The 12,438-nt window shown below is 42.2% G+C and carries 8 protein-coding genes; 6 read left to right on the top strand and 2 right to left on the bottom strand.

Translation table 11 applies throughout. The features are described 5' to 3' along the window. Positions 1 to 615 precede the first annotated feature (615 nt). The 6 genes from ppsA (at position 616) to leuB (ending at position 8,921) form a co-directional block, all read left to right on the top strand. Positions 616 to 3,018: a phosphoenolpyruvate synthase gene (gene ppsA, locus PHU20_RS00435; protein ID WP_274823360.1), complete on the top strand. Its 2,403-nt coding sequence runs from the start codon at positions 616 to 618 to the stop codon at positions 3,016 to 3,018. Between the two features lie 666 nt (positions 3,019 to 3,684). Further along, the gene (gene leuC / locus PHU20_RS00430) at positions 3,685 to 5,094 is read left to right on the top strand and encodes a 3-isopropylmalate dehydratase large subunit (protein ID WP_274823359.1); all 1,410 of its coding nucleotides are present in this window, start codon (positions 3,685 to 3,687) and stop codon (positions 5,092 to 5,094) included. Between the two features lie 45 nt (positions 5,095 to 5,139). After that, positions 5,140 to 5,490, top strand: a complete 351-nt coding sequence (locus PHU20_RS00425; protein ID WP_274823358.1) for a four helix bundle protein — start codon at positions 5,140 to 5,142, stop codon at positions 5,488 to 5,490. Between the two features lie 47 nt (positions 5,491 to 5,537). Next, entirely contained in the window at positions 5,538 to 6,134 is a 597-nt protein-coding gene (gene leuD, locus PHU20_RS00420; RefSeq protein WP_274823357.1) for a 3-isopropylmalate dehydratase small subunit, read from the top strand. Positions 6,135 to 6,164: 30 nt separating this feature from the next. Then, on the top strand, positions 6,165 to 7,682 hold the full coding sequence (locus PHU20_RS00415; protein WP_274823356.1) for an alpha-isopropylmalate synthase regulatory domain-containing protein: 1,518 nt from the start codon (positions 6,165 to 6,167) through the stop codon (positions 7,680 to 7,682). 183 nt (positions 7,683 to 7,865) lie between these two features. Next, a complete protein-coding gene (leuB, locus tag PHU20_RS00410; protein ID WP_274823355.1) occupies positions 7,866 to 8,921 on the top strand; it encodes a 3-isopropylmalate dehydrogenase in 1,056 nt (351 codons plus the stop codon). 78 nt (positions 8,922 to 8,999) lie between these two features. Here the strand turns inward: leuB and PHU20_RS00405 are convergent, their stop codons facing one another. Further along, positions 9,000 to 10,214 carry an MFS transporter gene (locus PHU20_RS00405; protein WP_274823354.1) on the bottom strand — a complete coding sequence of 405 codons (1,215 nt, stop codon included), beginning with the start codon at positions 10,212 to 10,214 and terminating at the stop codon, positions 9,000 to 9,002. Positions 10,215 to 10,829: 615 nt separating this feature from the next. Continuing rightward, positions 10,830 to 12,407 (bottom strand): NADP-dependent glyceraldehyde-3-phosphate dehydrogenase, encoded by a 1,578-nt coding sequence (locus PHU20_RS00400; protein WP_274823353.1) that lies wholly within the window; start codon positions 12,405 to 12,407, stop codon positions 10,830 to 10,832. Positions 12,408 to 12,438 lie beyond the last annotated feature (31 nt).

Genomic DNA, 12,438 nt, shown 5'->3' with positions numbered 1-12,438 from the left:
TAAAGATTAAGAAGAAAGTATTGCAATCTGAAGTGTTGGATTCGATTTGGGGGTTATCAACCCGAGCGTTATTTTAAGACCCTTTTCTATACCCTAAATGATAAGGTACCGTCAGATACCTATAACAGTATTTCAACGGCACCTTATACAACCAACCAAACTAAACTAACCTATTTTTTGTGTACTGAACGTAACCTTGGGATTTAAAAGGTATTCATAGTTGTCCGGAGTTAACCGAATTCCTTTTTCATCACCTTTACCTGGATTACCCTGTACCGATTTTATCTTAAATTTCTTGACTACGCCCGTATCTTCATGACTCCCTACTGAAAATATTTTCGGGAATCGTCCTTTTCCAAGTAATCGATTGGCGCAATAATAATATTCAACACGTACATTCACAATGACTTAGGTCAGTCTCCATTTTCCTTTCATTCCATCTTCGGATTTGAAGTCGGATAATTTGTTCCAGGCTTTCTAGATATTTGATCCATACTCGTGGATCAAGGCATTTTTGCCTTTGTTTTTTACCTCCAAGTTTCCTTTTCCAACTGATGCACATCATTGTAGACCAACATATTTGATAAGAGTTTTGCTTTAAACAAAACACTCACGATGACACCTTTTATCAAATATTTCAGCGAAATCGGTATTCAAGATGTGCCCTATGTAGGCGGAAAGAACGCTTCATTGGGGGAAATGTTTCGAGAACTGTCATCCGAGGGAGTTAAAGTTCCTGACGGATTCGCCACCACATCCGAAGCCTATTGGAATTTTTTGGATGAAAATGCCCTCCGGGAACCCTTGTCCAAAACCTTATCACGCTTGGATACGAAAAACTATTCCAATTTAAATGAGGTGGGCGAAGAGGCCAGAAGGCTCATTTTAGACGGAAAGCTATCCAAAGACCTTACCAGAAGTATTATTGAAGCCTATCAAAATCTCCGGGGAAAGGATACCATTTCGGTCGCTGTTCGTAGTAGCGCCACTGCAGAGGACCTACCGGGAGCAAGTTTTGCCGGACAGCACGATACTTTTTTGAATATTAAAGGAAAAGCTGCCTTGCTTTTAGCCGTAAAAAAGTGTTTTTCCTCCTTATATACCGATCGGGCGATCAAGTACCGCAACGATAAGGGTTTTAAGCATAGTGATATCGCTCTCTCCGTTGGGGTACAGCGAATGGTCAGGTCAGACAAGGGTTGTTCGGGTGTAGGATTTACCATAGAGCCCGAATCCGGTTTCGAAAATGTCATCCTGCTTTCAGGGGTCTGGGGCTTAGGGGAAAACATCGTGCAAGGAGCGATCAATCCTGATGAGTTTTACATTTTCAAACCCACCCTTAGAAAGGGGAAATACCCGATCATCCAGAAAATCATGGGGGATAAAAAGTTAACGATGATCTATTCGAAATTGAAAACGGACGATACGACGATCAACGTCCATACGTCAAGGACCAAACAAAGACAATATGTCTTGTCCGATGATGAAATAATCACTTTGGCAAAATGGGCCCTACGGATTGAAAAACACTATGGTAGACCAATGGATATCGAATGGGCAAAAGACGGGCGTACCAATGATCTATTCATCATACAGGCGCGCCCCGAGACCGTACATCAATCCAAGAACAAAAATCTGCATATTGAATATAAACTGCGAAAAAAGGGATCCGTATTGGCTATCGGCAATGCCGTTGGGTCAAAGATCAAAATCGGTATCCCTGCCCTATTAAACGCTCCAAAGGAAGCTAAAAACCTCACTACTGATCATATTATCGTTACCGATACGATTACCCCTGATTGGGATCCTTTACTCAAGCAAGTCGGAGGTATCATAACCAATAAAGGGGGACGAACAAGCCATGCGGCCATTGTGGCCCGCGAATTGGGGGTGCCCGCAATCGTTGGCTGTGGTAATGCCACATCGAATCTAAAGGATTGCTCGGCTATAACTTTATCCTGTGCGGAAGGCAAGACGGGTTATGTCTATGAAGGAAAACTACCTTTTGATGAGCAGGAAATCGATTTTTCAAACATTAGAATGCCCCGAACAGAAGCCAAAATGATTCTGGCGGATCCTGAAAATGCCTTCCAATTGGCCCACTATCCCAATAATGGGGTCGGACTGTTGCGAATGGAGTTTATTATCACCCATGCCGTAAAAGTTCATCCAATGGCTTTGGTCAAATTCGATGATCTTCAAAATATCAAGACTGTCCGGGCCATCAAAAAATTAATCCGTGGTTATTCCGATCCGAAGGATTACTTCATAGACCGACTTTCACAGGGTATCGCTACCATTGCAGCCGCATTTTATCCAAAGGAAGTCATTGTAAGGTTAAGCGATTTTAAGACCAATGAATATGCCAACCTGATCGGCGGTACCGAATTTGAACCGAAGGAAGAAAATCCGATGTTGGGGTTTAGGGGTGCCTCCCGATATTACAGTGCTTTGTATAAGGATGGATTTGCCCTTGAATGCGCGGCCATCAAAAAAGTACGGGAAACCATGGGGCTCGACAATTTAAAGGTAATGGTTCCTTTTTGCCGTACCTTGGAAGAAGGAAAAAAAGTAATCACGATTATGGCTGCCAACGGATTGAAACGTAAGGAAAACGGACTTGAAATATATACCATGGTCGAGATTCCCAGCAATGTGATTTTAGCCGAAGAATTCGCGGAAATATTCGATGGATTCTCTATAGGTTCCAACGACTTGACCCAACTTACCCTGGGTATAGATCGGGATTCGGAAATCATGGGCAAACTGTTCGATGAGAACGATTTGGCCGCCAAGCGAATGATTTCAATGGCCATAGCTTCCGCAAAAAAATCGAATACCAAAATCGGGTTGTGTGGACAAGCGCCCAGTGACTTTCCCGATTTTGCCGAATTTTTGGTAAAGGAAGGTATCGATTCCATTTCCTTTAATCCGGATGCCTTATTACAAGGCATTGAAAACATCAACAAAGCCGAAGAACATCCCGTTCCCCATGAAATGGCAGAAGGTCGTAATTAATAAATCTTCATGAATATAGGTAAATGTGAAAATGTGAGCCAAAACCTTTTTAGGAGTAAAAGTTGAGCTGGAATGGTTTCCGATCGGTAACGGAAAGTTGCCTGTCCCACGCTGTGATTGGTTCCCTTGACCCAATTCATTTGCTGCCTTTATCCAAAATTCTTTACCAAAATTACCATGACCACTTTTTTCTTGAATCGTTCCATGGTTCAATGATTTCCAAAATACGGTTTAAGGTTTTAAATATGCAAAGGATAGGATTCACTAAAAAACAGTTTCGTTTAAGTATTTCCTACAATACATTGAAGCAACTTGTTTGGCCGGCAAATGATGCTGCCCCAGTCATAATGATCGTACTGCGTATTATACAGAACGGCTTAGATCAGGATAGGTTCATTCTGCAATGTGTGATTAAAAGATTTAGGATAGTTTGGCATGGTACGCATAACTGCTCCACGCCCATTTTTGCTTGGGAAATAAGATTGGTTGTTGCATCGGACATAATTTCATGAAATATCTTTAAATAGCGCTGAAAAAAGGAAGTCAAGCCTATTTACCAACTTGGATACCCAGAACTATATCCTGTTGGACATCGTAATTTGCCGAAGATATACTTTCCTAAAATCAGTACTTTTAATAGCTTTGTAAGCTAGAAGAAATAGCATTATGAGTTCAAAAAAGACACTATTTGATAAAGTATGGGATTCCCATGTGGTAGAACATATTGAAAATGGTCCCGATGTATTGTTCATCGATCGCCATATGGTTCACGAAGTGACCAGTCCCGTAGCCTTTTTAGGGATAAAAAACCGAGGTATTGAAGTTTTGCATCCGGAAAAAACATTCGCTACCGCGGATCACAATACCCCGACCATCAACCAGCATTTGCCTGTTGAAGATCCACTTTCTGCCAATCAGCTAAAAGCCTTGGAAGAAAACTCAGCGACCTACGGTATTTCGTATTGGGGATTGGGACATGAGAAAAACGGTATTGTGCACGTTGTAGGTCCCGAGTATGGAATTACGCAACCTGGGGCAACCATCGTTTGCGGTGACTCGCACACCTCTACCCACGGGGCATTCGGAGCCATCGCCTTTGGTATAGGTACCTCGGAAGTTGAAATGGTATTGGCGACCCAATGTATCATGCAGGCCAAGCCAAAGAGCATGCGAATCAATGTTGAAGGTTCCCTAAGCAAGGGGGTAACCCCGAAAGATGTAGCTTTATATATTATTTCACAATTGACTACCTCAGGTGCTACAGGCTATTTCGTGGAATATGCCGGCCAGGTTTTCCGCGATATGTCGATGGAAGGGCGTATGACCGTATGTAACCTTAGTATAGAAATGGGAGCCCGCGGTGGTATGATCGCCCCCGATGAAAAAACCTTTGAATATGTAAAAGGCCGGGAGTTCTCACCAAAAGGTGCTGCTTTGGACAAAGCCATGGCGTATTGGGAAACCCTTTACACCGATGAAGGTGCGCAGTTCGATAAGGAAATCACTTTCGATGCTTCCAATATTGAACCCATGATCACTTATGGTACGAATCCGGGAATGGGTATCGGAATTTCCAATGATATTCCATTAGCGGATGCTGTTGAAGGTGGTGTTGCCACGTATCAAAAGTCACTTCAATATATGAATTTCAGTGAAGGGGAAAGCATGATGGGCAAACCCATCGACTTTGTTTTCCTTGGTAGCTGTACGAATGGTAGGATTGAGGATTTCAGGGCCTTTACCTCTATCATAAAAGGAAGGAAAAAAGCGGATAATGTTACTGCATGGTTGGTCCCTGGATCACACCAAGTAGAAACTGCGATAAAGGAAGAGGGATTATTGGACATCCTCAATGAAGCCGGTTTTGAATTACGTGAACCGGGCTGTTCTGCCTGTTTGGCCATGAACGATGATAAGATTCCAGCAGGTAAATATGCGGTAAGTACATCGAACCGTAATTTTGAAGGCCGTCAAGGACCTGGTGCCAGGACCTTATTGGCTAGTCCGTTAGTGGCTGCTGCCGCAGCGGTTACCGGTAAAGTAACCGATCCAAGGGAATTGATGGAAACTGTTTAAAGCTAAGCGCAAAACGCTGTACGCTATTCGATAATTATAATTGAAATGAGGGATTATCGTAAATATGATGTGTGGAAATTAGGACATGAAATAACATTGAATATTTATAGTATTACAAAAGCTTTCCCTAAGGATGAAGAATTTGGAATTACAAGTCAAATGAGAAGAGCATCTTTTTCAATTCCTTCCAACATTGCAGAAGGTTGTGGTAGAGCGTCAGATGCAGAGTATAAACGTTTTTTAATTATTTCAAGAGGATTAGCATCAGAGCTAGAATATTTTATGTTTCTAGCTAAGGATTTAAAGTATATAGATGATGTATCATACACCACTTTATATGATAAAGTAAATAAAGTTAAACGAAGTATAAGTAATTTAATTCAAAAAATAGAGTAGTAATAATCAGCGCATCGCGATTGGCGTAATGCATAAAGCAAAATAAAATGGCATACGATAAATTCAATATACTAACTTCTTCAGCGGTACCCCTTCCTATTGAAAATGTGGATACCGATCAAATTATTCCGGCACGTTTTTTAAAGGCCACCGAGCGTAAAGGTTTTGGTGACAACCTTTTTAGGGATTGGCGCTATAATCCCGACAATACCCCGAAAAAAGATTTTATCCTCAACAACCCTATCTATGGGGGCAAGATTTTGGTCGGTGGTAAGAACTTTGGTTCCGGTTCCTCAAGGGAACACGCGGCTTGGGCGGTTTATGATTATGGTTTCCGTTGTGTGGTATCAAGTTTCTTTGCCGATATCTTTAGGAACAATTGCTTGAATATTGGGGTTTTACCCGTTCAGGTGAGTCCGGAATTCCTGCATAAGATATTTACGGCGATTGAAGCCGATCCAAAAACCCAGTTGGAGATAAACCTTCCAGAGCAATCCATTACCCTTAAGGCTACGGGTGAAAAAGAGAATTTTGAAATCAATGATTATAAAAAATCGAATATGCTGAACGGTTTCGATGATATCGACTTCTTGTTGAACATCAAGGATAAGATCAGCGAATACGCCCAACATACTCCTTTATAATCGTTTTATTAAAAGATAAGGTTCCTTAAAATGAACAAACGGCGGATTGAAATAATGGACACCACCCTTCGAGATGGGGAACAGACATCGGGGGTGTCCTTTTCGGTATCCGAGAAACTGACAGTGGCCAAATTACTGCTCGATGAACTTAAGGTCGATCGCATTGAAATCGCATCGGCACGGGTTTCGGATGGGGAATTGAAGGCCGTTCAAGAAATTACCCAATGGGCTAAAGAGAACGATTATCTGGATCGGGTTGAGATATTGACCTTTGTTGATGGAGGCGTTTCCCTGGAATGGATGGACAATGCCGGAGCCAAAGTGCAAAACTTATTGACCAAAGGTTCTTTGAACCATTTGACCCATCAACTGAAAAAAACACCGGAGGAACATTTCAACGATATTTCCGAAATCGTGGAACAAGCTTCCCAAAAGGGTATCAAAACCAATGTATATCTGGAGGATTGGAGCAATGGAATGCGAAATTCAAAGGAATATGTATTCCAATACCTCGATTTTTTGACCCAACAGCAGGTAGATCGTATTTTATTGCCCGATACTTTAGGGGTGTTGACCCATTCCGAAACCTTTGACTACATTTCCGAAATAATTCAACGTTACCCCACTGCACATTTTGATTTCCATGGCCATAACGATTATGATCTTGGGGTGGCCAATGTTATGGAAGCCATAAAAGCGGGCTGTCATGGAATACACCTTACCGTAAACGGAATGGGAGAACGGGCAGGTAATGCCCCAATGGCCAGTGTCGTGGCCGTTATCAACGATTTTCTTCCAGAGATAGCGATTGCGGTCAAAGAACCTTCCTTATACAAGGTCAGTAAGTTGGTTTCCGCATTTACAGGGTTTGGTATTCCTGCCAACAAACCTATTGTCGGGGATAATGTATTTACCCAAACTGCGGGGATCCATGCCGATGGGGACAGTAAAAAGAATCTTTATTTTAACGATCTTTTACCCGAAAGGTTTGGTCGAAAACGTAAGTATGCCCTAGGTAAAACTTCTGGAAAGGCCAATATCCAGAAAAATTTACAGGAACTCGGCCTAACATTGAATAACGCTGAACTTAAAAAAGTTACCCAGCGTATCATTGAATTGGGAGATAAAAAGGAAAGGGTAACCAAAGAAGATCTCCCCTATATCATTTCCGATGTTCTAAATAGTGGGGACCACCAGCAAAAGGTTTTTGTAAGATCTTATGTACTTACCCATTCCAAGGGCTTAAAACCCTCGACCACGGTTGCCATCGAAATCGATGGTGAAGTGCACGAAGCCAATGCCCAAGGCGATGGACAATATGATGCCTTTATGAACGCCTTGCGGAAAATCTATAGATCAAAGAAGCGGGATTTCCCAAAGCTGACCGATTATGCCGTACGTATTCCTCCGGGGAGTAATTCGGATGCGTTGTGTGAAACCATTATATCTTGGAACAATAATGGCACGGAGTTCATTACGCGTGGCCTCGATTCGGATCAAACCGTATCTGCCATTAAGGCAACCGAAAAAATGTTGAATATAATTTAATGGCTTTACCCCCATCAGTAAAAACAAATCAAACCTTGCTTGGGTATATAGCCATATTAATTTTTTTAGACCTTAACGGTAAAGTTGATAAAATCATAAGAAGTTTAATCAATCCAGTAAACAAATAATAAGTAAAACCAAGTGTTATGCGATAAGCGTATAGCCCTTTTTAAAGCGAACAAAATGAAATTGAACATAGCCCTTTTAGCAGGAGACGGAATTGGTCCCGAAGTAATCGATCAAGCTGTAAAAGTATCAAATGCGATAGCGAAGAAATTCGACCACGAAATAAACTGGAAACCCGCTTTAACAGGAGCTGCGGCCATTGATGCCGTTGGGGAACCCTATCCCGATGAAACCCATGAAATATGTGCCAATGCCGATGCGGTATTGTTCGGTGCCATAGGGCATCCCAGATTCGACAACGACCCTTCAGCAAAGGTACGTCCGGAACAAGGCTTGTTGAAGATGCGACAAAAATTGGGATTGTTCGCCAATGTCCGACCAACCTTTACCTTCCCCTCCCTAATCGATAAATCCCCATTAAAAAGGGAACGCATCGAAGGAACCGATTTGATCATATTGCGAGAATTGACCGGTGGGGTATATTTTGGGGAACGCGGAAGAAAAGATGACGGCGAAACGGCATATGACACCATGACCTATCAACGTTTCGAAATACAACGTTTGGCAAAGAAAGGTTTTGAAATGGCCATGAAACGTTCTAAAAAATTATGTTGTGTGGATAAGGCCAATGTATTGGAATCTTCCCGTTTGTGGAGGGAGACCGTTCAGGCTATGGAAAAAGATTATCCTGAGGTTGAAGTGAGCTATGAGTTCGTTGATGCCGTGGCCATGCGTTTGGTACAGTGGCCCAGTGCTTATGATGTGATGATCACCGCCAATTTATTCGGTGATATTTTGACCGATGAAGCTTCTGTGATTTCCGGTTCAATGGGATTAATGCCTTCTTCTTCCGTGGGGAGTAAAGTATCCTTGTACGAACCGATCCACGGTTCTTATCCCCAAGCGGCCGGAAAGGATATTGCCAATCCACTAGCTACGGTATTATCGGCTGCCATGCTTTTTGAGGATATGGATCTAACCGAAGAGGCCCAGGCCATTCGCGATGTAGTCAACAAATCGTTGGCCGAAGGTGTTGTTACCGAAGATCTTGCCGAAGGAGGTAAAGCGTATAAAACCAGTGAAGTTGGGGATTGGTTGGCTGCCAATTTATAATTTTAGGTTTGTTTGCCCGTTTAAAAAACAAAAAGCCCGATACGAATTAAGTATCGGGCTTTTTTGTTAAATAATTTTTTACCTATTCAATTTATACCGGGACATGGCCATTTTTCTAAATCCAAACGTTTTATACCTTCTAAAGAATAAAATCCCCATGGCTATAAATACACCAAGACCTGCCAAAACAGCCCCCATAACACCGGCATACACTACTCCGTACCCCAAGGCAATGGGAAGGCCTGCTAAATAGGCTCCGGAAGCATTACCCATATTAAAGGCACTTTGATTCAAGGATGAGCCCAACATCTCGTTACCTTTAGAGGTGTTGATGATCGCCAATTGAATGGGTGTAGCGACGGTGAAGGAAGCCATTCCCAACAAAAATGTCATTACCAAAACCACATAGGGGTTATGGGCAAATAACGAATTGAACAATAAGAATACGACCATAACACTTAAACTAAGGACAACAGCCTTTAAAGGGGAAAACAATTCCGCCATTTTGGCCCCTAGAAAATTGCCTACTACCATTCCCAATCCGGCCAAGATCATGGCATGGCCTACCATAAATTCTTCCCAACCTGCAACATCGGTAATAAAGGGGGCAATATAACTATACCACGCAAAGAACCCACCGGTACCGATGGTCGTCAAGAGTATCAATGCCCAAAGCTCTCCGTTTTTAAGCACTTTATCATGGTCAATACTGGTTTCTTTGGGTTCGGATATCAATTTTGGCATCCAAAGAAATACACTGGTAACCGCTAAGGCCCCTACAATACCCACCATATAAAAAGACATACTCCAATCATATTGGTGTCCTATATATGTACCTATGGGCACACCGATGACGTTGGCAATGGTCAAACCGGAAAACATGACCGCTATGGCTTGGGCCGATTTACCTTCCTTCGCCAATTTACCGGCAACTACCGCCCCTATTCCAAAGAAGGCCCCATGAGGCAATCCAGAGAAAAATCGAGCCAACAATAAAGTGTAATAACTATCTGCAAAACCGGATAGGGTATTACTTATCGTAAACCATCCCATTAAGAACAGTAACATCTTTCGTGCATCGATCTTGGCACTGAACGAAGTTAATAGGGGTGCACCGACCACAACCCCAAGCGCATAGGCTGCGATAAAGTGACCTGCTTCAGAAATATCTATACTTAGACCTTTTGCTACATCGGGCAAAATACCCATGATAACGAATTCTGTCAATCCAATACCAAAACCACCTATAGCAAGGGCGATTAAGGCTTTTTTATTTGTCATTTTCTTTTCCATAATTTTTTTTTGGGGTTTAAACTATCATCCAAAGAAAGCTGATCAATTCTTTCCGAGAACCATTAAAAGTTTATAACGCAAAATTACCTGCGTAATTTTGTGTTTAACTATTGGTCTTTGTCCGATTTATATGTCATTTTACCCTCAACCGTTTTTTAACATTAAATTAATGTTAATTGCCTACATAATAGGGGGTTATGTACTGCATTTACCTGATGGGAGAGGGCGTTGCCATAACGAATGTCCTGAACTTCAAATACTTTTGGCAATGGGTCTATCCTTTGGTATTTGATTCTCGATCATGGAAATTTCCGCACAGGCAACCTTGCATCCGTTTGTATGTTTGACCATAAGATGTCCTTTTTGCTTCCTTACCTTAGGTGAATGATTTCCATTGTAAGGACTTTCGAAATTCAGATATATTCCCGGCTACCTATTTTCGATTCATACCACCGTGTTTTCCATCGGCAGACCATGTATCATATAGAACGGCATGCATTTACCCTATAATTTTTATGGGTTCATCAACAAAAAAGCCTTCCCGATACCGGAAAGGCTTTTAATATGGTTTTAACCCCACAAAATTACGGTTAAACGAACCGTAGGATGCGACGTTTATAGAATATAGTCGGTACTTACAAAGTTCGAAAGTTTTGTTTCCAACAATTTTTCAACGATTTCGGTATTCAATTCGTTATCCTTAAAGGCCACAAAGGTCCTGATTGAGAATGAACGTAAGGCATCGTGTACACTCAAGGTAGATTGGGCCGAATCCTTTCTTCCCGTAAACGGATATACATCCGGTCCACGTTGGCAAGAACTGTTCAAGTTGACCCGACACACCAAGTTGACCAAAGTTTCGATCAATGGGGCTACGGCATATACATCCTTTCCGAATAAACTTACTTGTTGGCCATAATTGCTTTCGGCCATATCGTTCAAAGGTTCATCGATATCGGTAAAAGGTACAATAGGGATAATAGGTCCGAACTGTTCTTCTTGGTACACGCGCATATCCTTGGTCACGGGATATAAAACAGCAGGCCAAATGTAATTATCAAAACGTTTTCCTCCTTTTTTATTCAAGACCTTAGCACCTTTTGCTACGGCATCATCTATCAATTCTTGAATATAATCCGGTTTACCGGGTTCTGGCAATGGGGTCAATTGTACCCCTTCTTCCCAAGGATTCCCAAATTTCATGTTGTCCACACGCTCTGCAAATTGTGCGTTGAATCCGTCCACGATATTCTCATGGGCATAAACCACTTTTAGGGCAGTACAACGTTGTCCGTTAAAAGACAAGGTACCGGCCAAGCACTCATCGACCGTTAGGGAAAGATCGGCATCCGGTAATATAATGGCCGGATTTTTGGCTTCCAAGCCTAACACCAAACGTAATCGGTTGCTCTTTGGATGTTGGTTTTGAAGGGCATTGGCAGATTTACTGTTTCCGATCAAGGCCAGGACATCTACCTTTCCGGTCTTCATAATGGGTGAGGCCACTGCCCTACCCCTACCGAATAGGATGTTCACGACCCCTTTTGGGAAACTACTTTTAAAGGCATCGAGTAAGGGGGTAATCAATAATACCCCGTGTTTTGCGGGTTTGAATATGGTGGTATTCCCCATAATGATCGCCGGGATCAGGAGGGCAAAGGTCTCGTTTAAAGGATAATTATAAGGCCCTAGACATAGTACGACCCCGAGTGGACCTCTTTTAATATGGGCATAGACACCGTCGTGTTTCTGAAACTTGGCGGCATCGCGGTCCATTTGTTTATAATCCTCAATGGTATCATAAATGTATTCTACGGTACGGTCAAATTCTTTTTGGGAATCGGGTAAGGATTTACCGATCTCCCACATCAATAATTTAACGACTTCTTCCCTTTTGGTCTTCATCTTTTCGACAAAAACTTCCATACAGGCGATGCGGTCCCTGACCAACATGGTAGGCCATGCCCCTTGACCGTTATTATAGGCCCCGGATGCAGCGTTTAAAGCCTCCAAAGCTTCTTTTTCCCCCATATCGGGAATACTTCCCAACAAGGTAGGTTCGTAGGTATCGGTACTCGATATGGTGGAATATACCTTTGAGACATTTCCTGTCCATTCCCTTAATTCCCCGTTCAACAAAAAGGTTTTCTGGTTTAAGGGTTCGGTAATTTTATATTCAGATGGTATTGCCATACTAGTTTATTTTAAAATTTAAATTGATTTA

The organism is Maribacter polysaccharolyticus (assembly GCF_028882255.1).
Classification (GTDB): Bacteria; Bacteroidota; Bacteroidia; order Flavobacteriales; family Flavobacteriaceae; genus Maribacter_A; species Maribacter_A polysaccharolyticus.
This window is presented reverse-complemented; position numbering and strand designations above follow the sequence as displayed.